Genomic DNA, 18,884 nt, shown 5'->3' on the forward strand with positions numbered 1-18,884 from the left:
GCGGGGCAAGCCCGCTCCCACAGAAATCTTGCACACAACGCGATCTCTGTGGGAGCGGGCTTGCCTGCGAATGGGCCGCAAAGCGGCGCCAAAACACGAGATGCACCCGCAATAAGAACAACACTGCTGGAGCCGGCCATGTCCGAACTGCGTCAACAATGCTTGTGGGAATTCGTCAGCAAACCCACCGTCGCCGCCCAGGCCCTGGCCGGTGAGCACAAGGCCGATGTCTGTGTCATCGGTGGCGGCATCACCGGCCTGTCCGCAGCCATCCACCTGCTGGAGCAGGGCAAGTCGGTGATCCTGCTGGAGGCTTGGCAGATCGGCCATGGAGGCTCCGGGCGTAACGTCGGCCTGGTCAACGCAGGCACCTGGATCCGCCCCGACGATGTCGAGGCGACCCTCGGCCAGAAGCAGGGCAGCCGCTTGAACAAGGTCCTCGGTGAGGCACCCGGCGAGGTCTTCGCCATGATCGAGCGCCTTGGCATCGACTGCCAGGCCCAGCACAAAGGCACGCTGCACATGGCGCACAACGCCACCGGCATCGCCGACCTCGAAGCCCGCCATGAACAGTGGAGCCGGCGAGGGGCTGATGTGGAGCTGCTGACCGGCGCCCAATGCCAGGAATACTGCGGTACCAACAAAATTTCCGCCGCGCTGCTCGACCGCCGCGCCGGCACCATCAACCCCATGGGTTACACCCAAGGCCTGGCCGCTGCGGTCTCGCGCCTGGGTGGCAAAGTGTTCCAGCAGTCGTCCGTCGAGGGCCTGGAACGCGAGGGTGATGGCTGGCGAGTGAAGACCGCGCGCGGCTCGGTGCGCGCCGACAAGGTGGTGATTTCCACCGGTGCCTACACCGAAGGCGACTGGAGCAACCTGCAGAAGCAGTTCTTCCGCGGTTACTACTACCAGGTGGCGTCCAAGCCGCTGCAGGGCGCCGCCGCCGACAAGGTACTGCCGCATGGCCAAGGCTCCTGGGACACCCGCACCGTGCTCAGCAGCATCCGCCGTGACGACCAGGGCCGTCTGCTGCTTGGCAGCCTGGGCCGGGTCGACAACAAGCCGGCCTGGTTCGTGCGCAGTTGGGCGGACCGGATCCAGAGCCATTACTACCCGGAGCTGGGCAAGGTCGAGTGGGAGATGCACTGGACTGGCTGCATCGACTTCACCCCCGACCACCTGATGCGCCTGTTCGAGCCGGCGCCTGGGTTGGTCGCGGTGACCGGTTACAACGGACGCGGCAACACCACCGGGACCGTGATCGGCCGGGCGTTTGCCGAGTTCCTGCTCAAGGGTGAGGCGGACAGCTTGCCGATTCCGTTCTCGCCGATGACCGGGGTGAGTGCGCCGTCGTTGCGCACGGCGTTCTATGAGTCCGGGTTCTCGCTGTACCACGCGGGGCAGTGCTTGAGAGTGGTGCTGTAAGGTACTGGTACGGTTCTGTAGGAGCGGCCTTGCGTCGCGAAAGGGTCGCGCAGCGGCCCCGGCGATTTTTGCTGCGCCACAGAACTTGGGGCCGCTGCGCAGCCCTTTCGCGACGCAAGGCCGCTCCTACAATCAGCGCCAATTCAGGGGGGTCAGGTCATTTGTGCAACCAGCTGAGGAAGCCGCCCTTCTTGATCAGGGTCGGCTTCTGCAGCAGTAGCGATTCCCGGCTCTGGCGCCGGAACCGCTGCAACTTGCTCAACGCCGTCTGCACCTCGCCGCGCTCCATCAGGCAGCTCTTCACCTGTTCCTTGTCGATGCGGTAAAGCACGCAGCTGGTCAGCGTGCGGAATTCAGCGAAGCCGTCGTCCTCGTCGAGGATGCCCTCGATTCCCAGTACCTCCCCAGGCCCCATGCGCCCAGCCTCCAGCAACTTGTCGCCGTCGCGGACTGACGCCGAAACCACGCCGCTGCCAATCACCAACAGATGCTCCGAGCGTTCGCCCACCCCCAGGATCACCTGGTCGGCCAGGTACTCTACCGCGGTCATGCGCTGGCTCAGCGCATCGCGTTCGTCATCGCTCAGCGAGCGGAACACCCGCACCTCGTCCAGTACTTCGCGCTGGCGGCTGCGTGGCGGCATGGCCAGGTCGACGTTCCACATCACGCCACTGGCCTCAAGGTGCCGGTGGGCCAGGTCGAACAGCTGATTGCGCGCTTCGGTCTTGCCGGCCATGTCGGCGATGAAACCACTGGCCTCGTATTCCACCGATTCCAGGGTCGAGGCCTTCACCGTGACTTTCGGCTTGGGCGAGGCCAGTATCGCGCGGGTGCCCTGCAAGGCCTTCTCCAGCGCATCGAACACCCGCTTCGGCCGCACCTTGGCCGGCACCACTACGCTGATCGATACACCGTGCACATCGGCCGGGCGGCTGTGGTTGAGCAGCTTGGCCTTGGCCGCGACCGAGTTGGGGATCACCGCCAGGCTGCCGGACCCGGTCAGCAGGCGGGTGGCGCGCCAGTCGATGTCCAGTACCTTGCCTTCGGTGCCATCGATGGAGATCGAATCGCCGATCTGATAGGGCCGTGTGGTGTTCAGCACGATGCCGCTGAACACATCGGCCAAGGTGCTTTGCAATGCCAGGCCGATAACGATGGCCATCACCCCGGAGGTGGCCAGCAGCCCCTTCACCGGCAGCTGCATCACGTAGCCTGCCGCCGCCACCACCGCCGCCAGGAATATCAGCGCCCCCAGCACATCCTGCAGCAACCGCCCGCCATGGCTGCCGCGCGCCACCAGCAGCAGGCCGAACACCACGGTCACCGTGCGCGCGCCGAACAGCCACCAGCCGATCGTCAGCACCGTGGCCATCAGGTTGCGCGACACATCCTCGGGCCATGGCGGTGGTTGCAACGGGCTCATGCCGGCGGCCAGCAGCACCGAGCTGAACAGCAGGAAGATCACCAGCCGCGCGCCGATACGCCAGGCCCGGCGCTGGAGGGGGATCAGTTGCCAGAGCACGAGGTCGAGCAGAATCAGGGCGCAGCCGAGCAGCAACGGGGAAGACTGGATAAAGGCCAGCATGGTGGTCTCGGGATGAGGGGAGGGCTGTGGGTAGTAATAGAGCAGGTTGGTTCGCCAGGCAATGTTGTCCGGCTGCGCTCACCCTTGTCGCCTGTTGACTTGTCCAAGGACTGTGGTAGCGTTTTACCTGAGCGCGAAACCAGTTGCCATTCAGCGGCAGTAACTGGCGTAGGAACCCCGTCGATGGCTGAATCATCAGCGCAGGGTGAGACCTCCACACCCCGGCTTGAGGGTGTGTATATGAATATCAAGCACCTCTTTCAGGGCTACTGGTTACAGTGGCCCTTTTCTTTGTTCGGCAGAAACGCATAGCGTTTGAAGAGCAGCTCGCCATGGCGATGCTTGTTCAACGCTTTCGCGTCGCACTGCATAAAATTCCACAGCATTTTTCCGCTCTCGAGCGTCACGATCACCAGCATCTGTCGCTTGGTCTCATAGACCCCGATAAATGCCAATCTATGTGTGTCGTTGGTATAGGCGACACTCCACACTTCAAACGGCCCGGTCAAGGTATCCAAGGCTACTTGGACATAACGTTCCCGGGCATCCTGCCTTTTTTCGACGATGTGACAGATACAGCTGCGCCGAACCTGAACACCTCCCAAGGGCGTCTTGAGAACCACAAAGGCGATAGGTGAGTCGCTCAAGCCGAAGTGCTGAGCGACCAGTTCGATAGCATCGTCATGGGAGTCCGCTGCAGCAATCTCCTCGATAGCTTGAGCACGCATCTCACGGTGAAGTGACCTGAGATCGGGTAGCCCCATATCCAGCCAAGTGCGCTGACACCCTTTCTCAGTGATTTTTGCGGGTGGGGTAGTGACGGTCAAGGAGGTACCTGGTGACAAGCGGAGGGCTGAAGCGATAGGGCTCGACAAGCCTAGGGAGCGGGTAGAGCGCGAACAATCAGAAGGGAATCGACACAGTTCGTAGGGGATTTCCCGATGCGACGCGGTTTCGCAGGTAATGACTGACATCGCAGTAGGACATTGCTGGCATTTCAGAATGCTGAGGCCGCTACGCAAACAAGCCAGCAAAACCATTGCCAACTTATCGTTCACAAAATAGAACGCTAAAGCCAAAAACAGCTATCTACCGCTCCAAAGGTGATGGTTTTAATCTTCTCCCATCAACGCGAAACACCCCAATCACTGAAGATCAAAACCCTTAGGAGCAACGACCATGACCCCATTCAAATACAACCGCCTGAACAAAGACGACGCTGCCGTACTGCTGGTCGACCACCAGGCTGGCCTGCTGTCCCTGGTGCGTGACATCGAGCCGGACGCCTTCAAGAACAACGTGCTGGCCCTGGCCGACCTGGCCAAGTTCTTCAACCTGCCAACCATCCTCACCACCAGCTTCGAGCAAGGCCCCAACGGCCCGCTGGTACCCGAGCTGAAAGCGCTGTTCCCGGACGCGCCCTACATCGCCCGCCCAGGCCAGATCAACGCCTGGGACAACGAAGACTTCGTCAAGGCCGTGAAGGCCACCGGCAAGAAGCAACTGATCATCGCCGGTGTCGTGACTGAGGTGTGCGTAGCCTTCCCGGCCCTGGCAGCCCTGGAAGAAGAATTCGAGGTGTTCGTGGTGACCGATGCGTCCGGCACCTTCAACGCCATGACCCGCGACGCCGCCCATGACCGCATGAGCCGTGCCGGTGCGCAACTGATGACCTGGTTCGGCGTGGCCTGTGAGCTGCACCGCGACTGGCGCAACGATGTCGAAGGCCTGGCGGCGCTGTGCTCCAACCACATCCCGGACTACCGCAACCTGATGAGCAGCTACAACGCCTTCAACGCCGGCAAGTAACCCGCCACGCCCCCGGGCACCGCCAGTCGGTACCCGGCAAGGGCAGCACACCCATGCAATCATCCGCCCGTTCGCCGTTGCACAGTGGATGCGGGCCAGCTCATCCCAAGGAACGCCGATGAACACCGCACTCCAAGACAACCGCAACGTGGTTACTCTGGTCATCCAGCACAAGGTTCGCGCCGAAGCATTGGCAGGCTACGAAGCGTGGCTCAAGCACACGGTCAGCGCCGCGCGCCGCCAACCCGGCCACCTTGATGTCAACGTGATCCGCCCGGAAGACGGTGGCCGCCACTTCACCACCGTGGTGCGCTTCAGCGACGCCAGCCTGCTGCAGGCCTGGGTCAATTCCACCGAGCGCCAGACGCTGGTCAGCCAGGTGCTGCCGTTGCTGGAGGAGGGTGACAACACCCAGGTCCACGACGACCCGGAATTCTGGTTCACCCCGCCGAGCACCACCGCGAAGCAACCGCCGCGCTGGAAGCAGGCACTGCTGACCTACCTGGTGATCTGCCCGATGACCATGATCATCCCGCAACTGCTGGCGCCGTTTTTCGCCCGCGTCCCGCAGCTGGGCGGCCCGATCACCGGCAACCTGATCGTCAACCTGTTCGTCATCCTGCCCGTGGTGTTCTACATCATGCCGTGGGTAACCCGCCGCTGCGCCAACTGGCTGCGTGGCTGAGCCAGCTCCCCCCCTCACCCCAAAAGACCTTCAAGGAGATACCGACATGAGCACACTCGTAACCCGCGACGGCACTTCGCTTTATTTCAAGGACTGGGGCAGCGGCAAGCCCGTGCTGTTCAGCCACGGTTGGCCGCTGGATGCCGACATGTGGGACGCGCAGATGGAGTTCCTGGCCAGCCGCGGCTACCGCGCCATCGCGTTCGACCGCCGTGGTTTCGGCCGGTCGAGCCAACCGTGGAACGGTTACGACTACGACACCTTTGCCGATGACATCGCCCAGTTGATCGAGCACCTCGACTTGCGTGAAGTGACCCTGGTGGGCTTCTCCATGGGCGGCGGCGATGTCAGCCGCTATATCGCCCGCCATGGCAACGAACGGGTTGCCGGGCTTGTGCTGCTGGGCGCGGTAACGCCGGTGTTCGGCAAGCGTGATGACAACCCTGAGGGGGTCGATGCATCGGTGTTCGCAGGTATTCAGGCAGGGCTGCGTGCGGACCGGGCGCAGTTCATCGCTGATTTCGCCACGCCGTTCTATGGTTTGAACCAAGGCCAGCAAGTGTCCCAGGGTGTGCTGACGCAAACCCTGAACATCGCGCTGCTGGCCTCGATCAAGGGCACGCTGGATTGCGTGAGCGCATTTTCCGAGACCGACTTCCGCCCCGACATGGCCAAGATCGAGGTGCCTACCTTGGTTATCCACGGTGACGCGGACCAGATCGTGCCGTTCGAGACCACCGGCAAGAAGGCTGCCGAGTTGATCCGCGGTGCCGAGTTGAAGGTGTATGAAGGCGCGCCGCATGGCTTTGCCGTGACGCATACGCAGCAGCTGAACGAAGACCTGCTGGCGTTCTTGAACCGGTGAAAATCCAGCGGCCGCCTCGCGCCGAGGCCGGCCGCTGCACAAAAGCTGATCAAGGCTAACCTTCACCCACCCACCGCACATCCATCCAAGCCTTGGCCAGGCACGAACCGGCATGCTCCGCAGTTGCGCTTGCCGCCGCCGCACCCAGACGGAGAAGACCATGTCCCAGGACCCCAACGACAAGAGCCGTCGCCAGTTCCTCGCCACCAGCACCGTGCTCGGTGCTGCTGGCGCGCTCTGGTCCGCATTGCCCTTCGCCGGCTCTGCCGGTTCCGCCCATGCATTCACCCAAGGAGGCTCCATGACCGCCGACCTCATCCTGTTCAACGGCAAACTGCACACCGTTGACCGTGAGAAGCCCACCGCCACCGCCGTTGCCATCAAGGACGGCCGCTTCATTGCCGTCGGCAGTGACGCCGAAGCCATGGCCCACAAAAGCGCCGCCACGCAGATCATCGACCTCAAGCAGCGTACTGTCATCCCGGGCCTGAACGACTCCCACCTGCACTTGATCCGTGGTGGCCTGAACTACAACCTGGAGCTGCGTTGGGAAGGTGTACCGTCGGTAGCCGATGCCCTGCGCATGCTCAAAGACCAGGCCGCCCGTACCCCAACCCCGCAGTGGGTGCGTGTGGTCGGTGGCTGGAACGAATTCCAGTTCGCTGAAAAGCGCATGCCGACCCTGGAAGAAATCAACCAGGCCGCGCCCGATACCCCGGTGTTCCTGCTGCACCTGTACGACCGCGCACTGCTCAACCGCGCTGCGCTCAAGGCCGTGGGCTACACCAAGGACACGCCGAACCCGCCAGGTGGCGAGATCCAGCGCAACAAATTCGGCGAGCCGACCGGCATGCTCATCGCCCGCCCTAACGCGATGATCCTCTACGCTACCCTGGCCAAGGGGCCGAAGCTGCCGCTGGAATACCAGGTCAACTCGACCCGCCAGTTCATGCGTGAGCTCAACCGTCTGGGCCTGACCAGCGCCATCGACGCCGGGGGTGGCTACCAGAACTTCCCCGACGACTATTCGGTGATCCAGGAGCTGGCTGACAAAGGCCAGTTGACCGTGCGCATCGCCTACAACCTGTTCACCCAGAAGCCCAAGGAAGAACTCGATGACTTCAAGAAGTGGACGTCGAGCGTGAAGCTGCACAGCGGCACGGACTTCCTGCGCCATAACGGCGCGGGCGAGATGCTGGTGTTCTCCGCCGCCGACTTCGAGGACTTCCTTGAGCCGCGGCCGGACTTGCCGCAAACCATGGAAGAAGAGCTGGAGCCGGTGGTGCGCCACCTGGTCGAGCAGCGCTGGCCGTTCCGCCTGCATGCCACCTACAACGAATCGATCACGCGCATGCTCGATGTGTTCGAAAAGGTTAACCGGGACATTCCGTTCAACGGCCTGCCGTGGTTCTTCGACCATGCCGAAACCATCACCCCGGAAAACATCGAGCGCGTGCGCGCCCTGGGCGGGGGCATCGCCATCCAGGACCGTATGGCCTTCCAGGGTGAATACTTCGTCGACCGCTACGGTGCCAAGGCAGCCGAAAAGACACCGCCGATCCAGCGCATGCTCGACATGGGCGTGCCGGTCGGGGCCGGTACCGACGCAACCCGCGTCTCCAGCTACAACCCGTGGACTTCGCTGTATTGGTTGGTCAGCGGCAAGACCGTTGGCGGCATGGCGCTGTACCCGGAAGGCCTGAGCCGCGACACCGCGCTGCAGTTGTTCACTCAGGGCAGCGCCTGGTTCTCCAGCGAGCAGGGCAAGAAAGGCCAGATCAAGGTGGGCCAGCTGGCCGACCTGGCGGCGTTGTCGCTGGACTTCTTCAGTGTCGATGAAGAGGCGATCAAGGGCATCGAGTCGGTGCTGACCCTCGTCGATGGCAAGGTCGTGTACGGCGCCGGCGAGTTCGACAGGCTCGGCCCGCCGCAGGTGCCAGTACTGCCGGAATGGTCGCCGGTGGCCAAGGTGCCGGGGCACTGGCGGGTGGGTACGCCATCGCTGGCCGCAGCGGTGCACCAGTGCAGCGGCCCGTGTGGGGTGCATGCGCACAGCCATGAAAAGGCGCGGCATTCCAGCGTGCCGGTGAACGACTTCCAAGGGTTCTGGGGGGCGCTGGGTTGTTCGTGCTTCGCGTTCTGAGTTGATGTGAAGAAGGGGCCTGCAGAGGCCCCTTTTTTGTGTGTCGATCTTCAGCACTGCGCTGTAACTGTGAGCGCGGATTCACTCGCTATGAAACCAGTACAGATTCAGGCCATGTCGCTGATGGCGAACTCCTCGGCCAGGTGATCGATCAGCGACCGCACCGACGGCAGCAAGCCGCGCCGCGACGGGAAGATCGCATGCACGATGCCGCAGCGCGGGTGCCAGCCCGGCAACAGCTCCACCAGCCGGCCCTCGGCCAGGTCCTCGCGCACGGCTACCCGGGGCAGGTGCGCAATGCCCACACCGGCCACCACGAAATGGCGCAAGGCAAACAGGTCGTCGGTGACCATGCGCGGTGTGTGCGGGATCACGATGCTGTGGCTTTGGTCCTCCCCTTGGAACAGCTCCCACTGGTACTCACGTTGGGCGCTGCCCCAGTGCACGCTGGGCAGCTGGCCGAGCATCTGCGGGTCGAAGCCCTTGGGCAGTTGCTCCCGGTATTGCGGCTGGCCGACCAGGCACTGGGTACTGTTGCTCAGCACCTTCATCACCATGTCGGTGTTTTCCAGCGGCGGAAAGCGCACGCGCAGCGCTACGTCGAAGCCTTCATGCAGCAGGTCGACGCGGCGGTTGGTGCTTTCGATAAACAGTTCTACCTGGGGGTACTTGAGCATGTAGCGCGTCAGCATCGGCCCGACCCAGGAGTTGAGCAGGGTGGTCGGGCAACTGATGCGCACCAGCCCGCGAGGCTCGCTGCGGTTGCGTTCGATGATCTCCGCCGCCCCCTCGGCCTCCACGCGCATGGCCAGGCAACGGTTGTAGTAGGCCTGGCCGATTTCGGTCAGCGAGCAATGCCGGCTGGTGCGGTGCAGCAGGCGTACGCCAAGACGCTCTTCAAGGTCTGCGATACGCCGGCTGAGCTTGGACTTGGGCATGTCCAGCGCGCGACCTGCCGGGGCGAAACCGCCGTGCTCCACTACCTGGGTGAAGTAGTAGAGGGAGTTGAGGTCTTCCAATGATCGTTCTCCGGGTGGAACGGTAAGGGCAGTTTCGCAGTTTAACGCAGCAAAGGTGATGAGTTTGAAGGGTATCTTGCCATGCAGCCCGAGCTCTGGCTGAAAGACTTTGGGAAACTTCCCACATAGATCGCGGACGGCAACACCGCGCTAAATCAAATCTCTGAGAACAGACTGATCAATCCGGAAATGCTTCAGGAGAGCTTGGATGCGCCTTTCTATATCCAACTTGAAATGTGTAAGGCGTGACCTTACACTCAAGATTCAATGATCAAGAGTTTCAGGCACAAGGGCCTGAGGCTGCTTTATCAGCGACGAGACACATCAGGAGTACGCGCCGATCATGTTGCTCGTTTACGACGGCTACTTGCCTCGCTCGAGGTGGCGCAAACGCCTTCCAACCTGGATCGTCCTGGATACCGCCTGCATTTGCTGCGGGGCAAGCTGGATGGCTTCTGGGCGGTGAACGTTTCGGGCAACTGGCGACTGGTGTTCCGCTTCGTTGGTACCGATGTAGAGCTTGTCGATTATCTGGACTACCACTAGGAGAGAGAACGCCATGCCTATGTACGATCCACCCCATCCCGGTGAGTCTTTGCGAGAAGACGTTTTGCCTGCAATTGGCATGAGTGTCTCGGGACTGGCGCGTCACCTCGGTTATTCGCGGGGGCAGCTGTCCACCGTGCTCAATGGGCGTGCCGCTATATCCGCTGATCTGGCGTACCGTCTTGAACTGGCGGGCCTCGGCGATGCTCGGCAGTATCTTGCCGAGCAGGCCGCCTACGATCTGTGGCAGGCCGCGCACCGTGAGCACCCGCAGATTGCGCGGCTGGTATTTGCTTGAAACTCAATCCGCATCCGAATCAAACAACCGCTCCAGTTCCACCCGCGCTTCCTGGGCTGTCTGCATCACCTTGGCCCGGTCATCGCGTACCTGCCCTTGGGCTACCAGCACTTCTTCGTCGTGTTGGGTAAACCGGGCGATGCGATCCGCCGCTTGCTCATCACTCAACCCTAACCCCACCAGCGCACGGCGGGTCATCTCCAGGCTCGAATAGAACGTCTCGCGAATCGGCTCGGCGCCTACATCGATCAGCTTGTGCACATGCTGGCGGTTACGCGCGCGGGCCAGCACTTTCAGGTGCGGGTACAGGCGCTTGACCCGCTCCGCCGTGCGGGTGGTGACTTCCGGGTCGTCGGTGGTGATGACGAAGTACTCGGCCTCGCCCACCTTGGCCGCATGCAACACCTCGGCGCGCAAGGGGTCGCCGTAGAATACTGGAGCCTGCTCGAACATGCGGGTCATCTCGATGGCGTCCACCGAGGTTTCCAAGGCGATGAAGGGGATCTTCTGCGCGCGCAGGATGCGCGAGACGATCTGCCCCATGCGGCCCATGCCGACGATGACCACCCGCGGGGCGTCGGTCTGGATCTGCTTGTACTGCTCCGGCACTTCACGCTGCGGCTGCGGACGCTTGAGGGCGCGTGCGCAGCCGAGCATCAGCAGGGGGGTGAGGGCCATCGACAGGGTGATGGTCATCATCAGCAGGTCGTAAGTCTGGGTGTCGAACAAGCCCTGGTCCTTGCCCAGCTTGAACACCACGAAGGCGAACTCGCCACCCGCCGCCAGCACCATCCCCAGGCGCAGGGCGCTGGCGCTGTTGAGGCCGCCGGCCAGTCGGCCGACCACGATCAGCAAGGTCAGTTTGACCGCGATCAGCAACAGGGTCAGGCCCAACAGCACCAGCGGCATTTCCAGCAGCAGGCTCAGGTTGGCGCCCATGCCGACACTGATGAAGAACAGCCCCAGCAGCAGCCCCTTGAACGGTTCGATCTGCGACTCCAGCTCGTGGCGGTACTCCGAGTCGGCCAGCAACAGGCCGGCGAGGAAGGCGCCCAGGGCCATGGAAATGCCGGCCTCTTCCATAAGCCAGGCGGTACCGATCACCACCAGCAGCGCGGTGGCGGTGGAAACCTCCGGCAGGCCGGTACGGGCGACGATGCGAAACACCGGCCGCAGCAGGTAACGGCCGCCGACGATGACCACGGCGATGCTGGCGAATACCTTCAGTGCATGTTCGAGGCTGTCACCGTGGCTGGTATCCGGGCCGCTGGCGGCCAGCAGCGGGACCAGGGCGATCAGCGGGATGGCCGCGATGTCCTGGAACAGCAGAATGGCGAACGCGAGGCGACCGTGCGGCGCGTTCAGCTGCTTGCTTTCGGCCAGGCTCTGCAGGCCGAGGGCGGTGGATGACAGCGCCAGGCCCAGGCCCAGCACCAGGGCCGCCGGCAACGACTGGGCAAAGCCGAACAGGGCGATGGCGCCGATCACAGCACCGGTCAGCAACACCTGCGCAGCCCCCACGCCGAACACTGACTTGCGCATCAGCCACAAGCGTTTGGGTGACAGCTCCAGGCCGATGATGAACAGCAGCAGAACAACGCCCAGTTCAGAAATATGCGCGACGCTCTCGGTATCGCGGATCAGCCCAAGCGCCTGCGGGCCGATGGCTACGCCGGCCAGCAGGTAGCCGATCACCGCGCCCAGTTGCAGGCGCTTGGCCAAGGGGACGGCAAGGACGGCGGCGAAGAGGAAGATCACCGCGGTTTGCAGAAGGCTGCCTTCGTGTGGCATTGGCTCGAACTCCATGAGCTGCCGGGGCAGCGTTAGAACAGTGTGGCGGACAATTCTGGAGGTGGAGGTGGTGTTAGACAATCTGCTGACGGCAGGAAAGATTGTCCCGAAAAAAGTGACAGTCAGTGGTGGCCTTCTTGCGGGCAAGCCTGCCCCTGTCAGCTACCAGGCCGATACTGCAACGCCTCGCCCAGATGCCCCCTGGCAATCGACGCCACACCCTCCAGGTCCGCTAGCGTGCGCGCCACTTTCAGCAGCCGATGGGCAGCGCGCAACGACAAGTTCAATCGTTCGCAGGCAGTCTCCAGCCAAGCCTGGTCCGCCGCCTCCAACAGACAATGGTGGCGCAAGCCGTTGAGGTCTAGAAACGCATTGGCGCACCCTTGCCGACGTTGCTGCAGGTCGCGCGCCTCGGCCACCCGCTCGGCGACTGTGGCGCTGGTGTCACCGCTGGGTTGGTTGTTCAGCGTGGTGGTTTCGCGCGCCACGGTCAGGTGCAGGTCAATGCGGTCCAGCAGCGGCCCCGAAAGCTTGTTGCGATAACGCTGGACCTGGTCGGTGCTGCAGCGGCAGCGGCCGCTCGGGTCGCCGAGGTAGCCGCAAGGGCAGGGGTTCATCGCCGCAACCAGCTGAAAACGTGCCGGGAAGCGCACTTTGTCCCGCGCCCTGGCAATCACGATCTCGCCGGACTCGAGCGGTTCGCGCAGTACCTCCAGCACGCGCCGCTCGAATTCCGGCAACTCATCGAGAAACAGCACACCATGATGAGCCAGGGTGATTTCGCCCGGCTGTGGCCGGCTGCTGCCGCCCACCAGTGCAGGGCCTGAGGCCGAGTGGTGCGGGTGGCGGAAAGGGCGCTGTGGCCAGCTGTTCAGCGGCGCATGGCCGCTGACCGACTGAATGGCCGCCACCTCCAGCGCTTCGCGCTCGTCCAGCGGCGGCAACAGCCCTGGCAAGCGGCTGGCGAGCAAGGTCTTGCCAGTGCCGGGCGGGCCGGTGAACAACAGGTTGTGCGCCCCGGCTGCGGCCAGCAGCAAGGCACGCTTGGCGGCCACCTGGCCCTGTACCTCGCTGAGGTCGGGGTAGGGCCGGCTGTTCAGTACCAGGCCATTGGCGGCATAGGGCGCTAACGGTACCTGGCCGTTCAGGTGGGCGACCAGTTCCAGCAGGTGCCCGATGGCATACACCACCAGCCCACCTGCAAGGCTGGCTTCTTCGGCATTTTCCCGTGGTACCACCAACGCCCGGCCCGCGTCCCTTGCCGCCAGCGCCGCCGGCAACACGCCCTGCACAGGGCGCAGTTGCCCGGACAGCGCCAGTTCGCCCAGGCACTCGATGTCGCAAAGGGTAGCTACCGGGACCTGGCCACTGGCGGCAAGAATGCCCAGGGCAATGGCCAGGTCATAGCGCCCGCCATCCTTGGGCAGGTCGGCGGGCGCCAGGTTCTGGGTGATGCGCCTTGCCGGGTAGTCCAGGCCTGAGTTGACGATGGCACTGCGTACCCGGTCTTTGCTTTCCTTGACCGTGGTTTCGGGCAGGCCGACCAGGGTGAGGTGGGGGAGCCCGTTGGCCAGGTGGGTTTCGACGCTGACCGCCGGTGCCTGCACGCCTACCTGGGCGCGGCTGTGGACGAGGGCAAGTGACATGGACGCTCCGTTGTCGCTGAAAAGGGCCGCTTCCTGCGGCTTGGGCAAGGTTAGCGGGCGAAGTGGCAATCAGCGCAAGAAGTGTGCGTCCTGGTTTTTCAGGTCAGGGTTTTCTCCTGGTTTTTCATACAATCTGACAAAAATGGATCCAATAACTTTGCGCAGATTCAGGGTATGGCTTAGTGTTGAAAGGCTACTGCGCTTGCCATGGGATGGCAGCGCCGCTTCCCACAAATGGACTTGAGGTATTGCTCCGTGCAAACGCTCACTCGCACTCGCCAGGCAATCCGAGAACTGGTGCAGGCCAGTGCATTCGTTGAACTCAACCGCTACTTCGACATCCTCGAAGCGCGTTGGCGACAGTCGCCACCCGGCGAGTTTCCTGCCTACCTGGAGGCCGTCGAAGGCCACATGCTGGTCGATTGGGACTGCCAGGGCGACAAGGCCCTGACGCAGGTTCTCAAGGCCTGGATCGACGCCTGCCCCAAGGCCTACCACCCTCAAGTGGTGATGGGCTTGCATTGCTTCAGCCGCGCCTGCGATATCCACGACAGTGCCAATGCCGAGCCCCTCAGTGCCGAGCAGCAGTTGGCGGCCGAGCAGGTTTGCGAGCTCGGCGCCGCGCACCTGTTGCGTGCCATGGGGCGCTCGGCGCAGCCGGTGGCGGCGGCCATCGGCATGCTGCGGCTCAGCGCGCAGTTCGCCGAGCCGGGCTGGTTGCGCGAACTGTTCGACGGCCAGCCGGCACGCTTCAGCCCGAGCGCTCACGCGGATGTGGAAGTGCAGGAGGCTGCGGCGCCGCTGCTGGTGAAATACGGCCTGCTACCCCTGGCCCAAGTGCCACAGACCTTGCCGGCGTGCCTGGGCAAACGTGCCGTGCATGGGCGAGAAGCCGCGCAGCACTATTGGCTGCAGCATGCGCTGGGTGCTTTCCCCGGCTGTTTTGAAGCGATTCAGGCGCATGCCGTCTACCTGCTGCCCCGTTGGGGCGGCAGTTACGCGGCAATCGACGGATTGGCCGGTGGCATGCTGTGTGAAGGATGGCCAGAGGAGCAGCGCAATGCGCTGCGCTGGCTGGCTATCGAGGACCAGCTCGAACTGCCGCATGCCGGCCAGGTGCAGTCGATCGCTGCCTGGCAGCAGGTGTTCAAGGCGTGGTCGCTGCGTGCGCTCAGGCCCAGGGAGCGCGCGACTTTGCTGGCATGGCGTGGCGCCTTGCGTGGTTGTGCCCTGCAGGACTACGCGGGCGCGCTGCGCGACTTTGCCGGTTGTGTGAACCTTTACCCTGATCTGGGCTTTGTCCCGGGTATCGGCCAGCCCTTTCGTAGTTTTGTCTGCCTCATGCTGTTCCACGGCATGGACGATGACCAGCAGGCGTTTCGTAGCGCGATCGAGCGGCTGTGCGAGAGCGGCTCGCACCCGGCTGCCTGTGCGCTGCGGGCGGTGGGGCATGCGTTTGGGCGCTGGGGGTTTGCATGTTCGCCTGAGCAGGCACGTATTTGGTCGCAGCGTGCGGTGAAGCGTCAACTTGGCCGCCAAGGGCCGGGTTTCGATGTGCTTGAAGTGCCACGCCTGCTGTGGTCTGCCAACCAGCAAGAGGCCGCTTATTTCCTTTATGAACGCTGTGCCGATCTGAGCCTGCCAGAGGCTGCGCTGAGCCTTCATCACCTGCATCGCGGTGCACTGGCCAACACTCCTGGGCACTACCTGGACGCGGATGCTGCCGAATACTGGCTGCTGCGCGCAGTGCAGGCCGGATGCAAGGTGGCCAAATACACCTTGGCATGCCGGCGTATGCAAAGTGCCGAAGCCTTGAGTGAACGAAGTGCCATGCTGGCAGTGAGGCGGCTACTGAACGATGCATTGGGCAGTGCGCAGACCGCTGCCGGTGCGCGCCTGCAACTGGGTATTCTGCTGCGGCAGTTTGGCGAGCCGCAGGAGCAGGCCGAGGCCGTCGACTACTTGCTCGGTCTGGTCGAGCACCCGGACGACTGGATTGCCGCGCGCGCCAGTGCAGAGCTGGGGCTGGCCTGGATGCAGGGGCACGGCACACGCAAGCAAAGCCGCTTCGCGGCCATCGAGTGGATCAACCGCGCAGTGGCGTTGCAGCCGGCGGATAACGATATCGAGCATATCCAGGCCGAGATACTCAACTCGCACAACCGGGTGAAAACGCTGTTCACCCTGTGCGGTGCTGCTTTGTTTCGGGGGACACTGCATGCCAGCGAGTTGCCGCCGAAATCAAGCAACCCGGGCGAGGGCCGATTGCAGGCATCGGCCTGACCCTTATTGCTGGGCTGGCGCCATCCGTGCTTCCAGCTCGGCGACCTGTTTCTCCAGGGCTTCCAGGCGAGCGCGGGTGCGGGCGAGGACGACCATCTGGCTGTCGAATTCTTCGCGGCTGACCAGGTCAAGCTTGCTGAAGGCGCCCTGCATCAGCACCTTGAACTGGCTTTCGAGTTCGGCGCGAGGCTGGGCGGTATCGCTGCTGAAAAGGCGCGAGGCCTGGTCGCTCAGGGCGTCGAGGAGGGCTTTGGGCGCGAGCATGTTCGGCTGTCCACTGAATCTGAAAAATGACCCGCAGTGTAGCACGCAGCAAAACACTGTTCTGAGGGCAGGAGCGGGTGAACCCTGCACATTTTTCGAGCAAGACGCCAACGGGTAGCGCACCGAAATCGTGCATCTTTTTGATGCTGGCGACTGGCCAACCCCGACGCTTTCAAGCAACTCACTGTTTTCTGGTGGTTTAGTGGAACTGGCAAGGTTTCTGCAAAGACCTGTACGAGCCATGCACTGATGCAGTTCCTTGTGACCAGGCAGTGCGCACGCGGAGCCGGATGCCGACGACGCGTTACAAAGCTAACCGCTGCGCTTAGACTTGAGACGGGTTTGTTTTCCTGGGGCAAGTCCACCAAATCGGGAGAGAGTTTCATGAAGCTAGTCACAGCCATCATCAAGCCGTTCAAGCTGGACGACGTGCGCGAGTCGCTGTCGGAAATCGGCGTGCAGGGCATCACCGTCACTGAAGTCAAAGGCTTCGGTCGGCAGAAGGGCCACACCGAGTTGTATCGCGGTGCTGAATACGTGGTCGACTTCCTGCCCAAGGTGAAGATCGACGTCGCCATCGACGACAAGGACCTTGATCGGGTGATCGAAGCCATCACCAAGGCTGCCAACACCGGCAAGATCGGTGACGGCAAGATCTTTGTGGTGAATCTGGAGCAGGCGATCCGCATCCGTACCGGCGAAACCGATACCGACGCGATCTAAGTAACAAAAAAAGCCTCACCAAACCCAACGCCCCAGGAGAAAACAACATGACTCTGCGTAAGATCGCAGGGCTAGGAGCCCTATTGTCCCTCGTAATGCCCGGGCTTGCCCTGGCAGAGGAAGCTGCCCCAGCGCTGAACTCCGGCGACACGGCCTGGATGTTGACCGCAACGGCGCTGGTGCTGTTCATGACCATCCCGGGCCTGGCCCTGTTCTATGGCGGTATGGTGCGTTCCAAGAACGTGCTCTCGGTGATGATGCAGTGCTTCGCGATCACCGGTCTGATGAGCATTCTCTGGGTCGTCTACGGCTACAGCATGGCCTTCGATACCACGGGTATGGAAAAGGGCGTGCTCAACTTCAATTCCTTCGTCGGTGGCTTCTCCAAGGCGTTTCTCAGCGGTGTCACCCCCGACAGCCTGACGTCGGCCACCGCGCTGTTCCCTGAGGCGGTGTTCATCACCTTCCAGATGACCTTCGCCATCATTACCCCGGCGCTGATCGTCGGTGCCTTCGCCGAGCGCATGAAGTTCTCCGCAATGCTGGTGTTCATGGGCATCTGGTTCACCCTGGTGTATGCGCCGATCGCGCACATGGTCTGGAGCGGTGATGGCGCGCTGATGTGGGACTGGGGCGTGCTGGACTTCGCGGGCGGCACCGTGGTGCACATCAACGCCGGTATCGCGGGCCTGGTGTGCTGCCTGGTACTGGGCAAGCGCAAGGGCTACCCGACCACGCCGATGGCCCCGCACAACCTGGGCTACACCCTGATGGGCGCGGCAATGCTGTGGATCGGTTGGTTCGGCTTCAACGCCGGTTCCGCCGCCGCTGCCAACGGCACTGCCGGCATGGCCATGCTGGTAACCCAGATCGCCACCGCTGCTGCGGCGCTGGGCTGGATGTTCGCCGAGTGGATCGGCCACGGCAAACCGAGCGCCCTGGGCATCGCCTCGGGTGTGGTCGCCGGGCTGGTCGCCATCACCCCGGCTGCCGGTACCGTGGGCCCGATGGGCGCCCTGGTGATTGGCCTGGCGTCTGGCGTGATCTGCTACTTCTGCGCCACCACCCTCAAGCGCAAGCTGGGCTATGACGACTCGCTGGACGCCTTCGGCGTGCACGGCATCGGCGGTATCGTTGGCGCCATCCTGACCGGTGTGTTCGCAGCACCAGCCTTGGGCGGTTTCGGCGCTGTGACCGATATCGGCATGCAGGTCTGGATCCAGGCCAAGGGCGTGATTTTCACCGTGGTCTACACCGCCATCGTTACCTACGTGATTCTCAAGGTACTGGACGTGGTGATGGGGCTGCGGGTCAACGAAGAAGAAGAGTCGGTCGGCCTCGACCTGGCTCAGCACAACGAACGCGGCTACAACCTGTAACTGCGACGCTGGAAAATCTTGCCCGGTTCGCCGGGCATTTTTTCGCCTGATTTTTGCCTTTTCCCGCACAGCAAACGGTTTATCCGTCACGTTCGCGACGCAGGCGGAAAACTTACAAGATGATGGGCGTTTATGGCGCTTTGCTTTTTCTACGGGCGCGCTAGAATGCGCGCCGAAGGGTGTTGGACAAGCAGTCCGCAGGCGCCCCCAGCCTTTGCTAGGCTTGCCATTAGCGCGTGGCCAGCAGATGGCTCAAGGATTTCGTCAGGCCCTGCCAGGAGCAGGGCCTGCAGGGTACAAACCCTCCCATCAGGAGGTGCATGCCCAAGGCAGTGGCCAACCCACGGCCAGTTGAATTTTCACTGGTGGCTGCCGGTCTACGGCTGCACTGGTCTATAACTAACCTGCTTTTCGCAAGTCATG

General features: G+C 62.9%; 16 protein-coding genes. 10 read left to right on the top strand and 6 right to left on the bottom strand.

Annotated elements, in window-relative coordinates; genetic code table 11:
- Positions 1-138 precede the first annotated feature (138 nt).
- A complete protein-coding gene (amaA, locus tag DJ563_RS21680; protein ID WP_274099352.1) occupies positions 139-1,425 on the top strand; it encodes an L-pipecolate oxidase in 1,287 nt (428 codons plus the stop codon).
- A 157-nt stretch (positions 1,426-1,582) separates the two neighbouring features.
- Here the strand turns inward: amaA and DJ563_RS21685 are convergent, their stop codons facing one another.
- Both DJ563_RS21685 and DJ563_RS21690 read right to left on the bottom strand, forming a co-directional pair.
- Positions 1,583-3,010, bottom strand: coding sequence for a mechanosensitive ion channel family protein (locus tag DJ563_RS21685; RefSeq protein WP_274099699.1), 1,428 nt, complete (start codon positions 3,008-3,010; stop codon positions 1,583-1,585).
- A gap of 266 nt (positions 3,011-3,276) precedes the next feature.
- The gene (locus tag DJ563_RS21690; RefSeq protein ID WP_047582057.1) at positions 3,277-3,837 is read right to left on the bottom strand and encodes a PBECR2 nuclease fold domain-containing protein; all 561 of its coding nucleotides are present in this window, start codon (positions 3,835-3,837) and stop codon (positions 3,277-3,279) included.
- Positions 3,838-4,189: 352 nt separating this feature from the next.
- Between DJ563_RS21690 and ycaC the strand changes: the two genes are divergently transcribed.
- The 4 genes from ycaC (at position 4,190) to DJ563_RS21710 (ending at position 8,512) form a co-directional block, all read left to right on the top strand.
- Positions 4,190-4,819 carry an isochorismate family cysteine hydrolase YcaC gene (ycaC, locus tag DJ563_RS21695; RefSeq protein ID WP_033702251.1) on the top strand — a complete coding sequence of 210 codons (630 nt, stop codon included), beginning with the start codon at positions 4,190-4,192 and terminating at the stop codon, positions 4,817-4,819.
- 118 nt (positions 4,820-4,937) lie between these two features.
- Positions 4,938-5,504, top strand: coding sequence for an antibiotic biosynthesis monooxygenase (locus DJ563_RS21700; protein WP_274099697.1), 567 nt, complete (start codon positions 4,938-4,940; stop codon positions 5,502-5,504).
- A 46-nt stretch (positions 5,505-5,550) separates the two neighbouring features.
- A complete protein-coding gene (locus DJ563_RS21705; RefSeq protein ID WP_047582060.1) occupies positions 5,551-6,369 on the top strand; it encodes an alpha/beta fold hydrolase in 819 nt (272 codons plus the stop codon).
- 301 nt (positions 6,370-6,670) lie between these two features.
- On the top strand, positions 6,671-8,512 hold the full coding sequence (locus tag DJ563_RS21710) for an amidohydrolase (RefSeq protein WP_274099700.1): 1,842 nt from the start codon (positions 6,671-6,673) through the stop codon (positions 8,510-8,512).
- Between the two features lie 107 nt (positions 8,513-8,619).
- Here DJ563_RS21710 and DJ563_RS21715 read toward each other — a convergent pair whose 3' ends face one another.
- Positions 8,620-9,531, bottom strand: coding sequence for a LysR substrate-binding domain-containing protein (locus DJ563_RS21715; RefSeq protein WP_033702243.1), 912 nt, complete (start codon positions 9,529-9,531; stop codon positions 8,620-8,622).
- Between the two features lie 267 nt (positions 9,532-9,798).
- Between DJ563_RS21715 and DJ563_RS21720 the strand changes: the two genes are divergently transcribed.
- On the top strand, positions 9,799-10,077 hold the full coding sequence (locus DJ563_RS21720) for a type II toxin-antitoxin system RelE/ParE family toxin (protein WP_186657549.1): 279 nt from the start codon (positions 9,799-9,801) through the stop codon (positions 10,075-10,077).
- Between the two features lie 13 nt (positions 10,078-10,090).
- Positions 10,091-10,375 carry a HigA family addiction module antitoxin gene (locus DJ563_RS21725; RefSeq protein ID WP_186657551.1) on the top strand — a complete coding sequence of 95 codons (285 nt, stop codon included), beginning with the start codon at positions 10,091-10,093 and terminating at the stop codon, positions 10,373-10,375.
- Positions 10,376-10,378: 3 nt separating this feature from the next.
- Here the strand turns inward: DJ563_RS21725 and DJ563_RS21730 are convergent, their stop codons facing one another.
- Positions 10,379-12,166 (bottom strand): monovalent cation:proton antiporter-2 (CPA2) family protein, encoded by a 1,788-nt coding sequence (locus DJ563_RS21730; RefSeq protein WP_434518317.1) that lies wholly within the window; start codon positions 12,164-12,166, stop codon positions 10,379-10,381.
- Positions 12,167-12,324: 158 nt separating this feature from the next.
- Positions 12,325-13,812 (bottom strand): YifB family Mg chelatase-like AAA ATPase, encoded by a 1,488-nt coding sequence (locus DJ563_RS21735; RefSeq protein WP_274099695.1) that lies wholly within the window; start codon positions 13,810-13,812, stop codon positions 12,325-12,327.
- A gap of 255 nt (positions 13,813-14,067) precedes the next feature.
- Between DJ563_RS21735 and DJ563_RS21740 the strand changes: the two genes are divergently transcribed.
- Positions 14,068-16,095 carry a DUF4034 domain-containing protein gene (locus DJ563_RS21740; RefSeq protein WP_434518318.1) on the top strand — a complete coding sequence of 676 codons (2,028 nt, stop codon included), beginning with the start codon at positions 14,068-14,070 and terminating at the stop codon, positions 16,093-16,095.
- A gap of 3 nt (positions 16,096-16,098) precedes the next feature.
- On the opposite strand, the gene DJ563_RS21745 is transcribed toward DJ563_RS21740, so the two are convergent.
- Positions 16,099-16,359, bottom strand: coding sequence for an accessory factor UbiK family protein (locus DJ563_RS21745; protein ID WP_274099693.1), 261 nt, complete (start codon positions 16,357-16,359; stop codon positions 16,099-16,101).
- A gap of 384 nt (positions 16,360-16,743) precedes the next feature.
- Between DJ563_RS21745 and glnK the strand changes: the two genes are divergently transcribed.
- Both glnK and DJ563_RS21755 read left to right on the top strand, forming a co-directional pair.
- On the top strand, positions 16,744-17,082 hold the full coding sequence (gene glnK / locus DJ563_RS21750) for a P-II family nitrogen regulator (protein ID WP_002555808.1): 339 nt from the start codon (positions 16,744-16,746) through the stop codon (positions 17,080-17,082).
- A gap of 47 nt (positions 17,083-17,129) precedes the next feature.
- On the top strand, positions 17,130-18,461 hold the full coding sequence (locus tag DJ563_RS21755) for an ammonium transporter (protein WP_033702228.1): 1,332 nt from the start codon (positions 17,130-17,132) through the stop codon (positions 18,459-18,461).
- Positions 18,462-18,884 lie beyond the last annotated feature (423 nt).

Origin of the sequence: Pseudomonas sp. NFX1 (assembly GCF_051123555.1) — a bacterium.
Taxonomy (GTDB): Bacteria; Pseudomonadota; Gammaproteobacteria; order Pseudomonadales; family Pseudomonadaceae; genus Aquipseudomonas; species Aquipseudomonas capeferrum.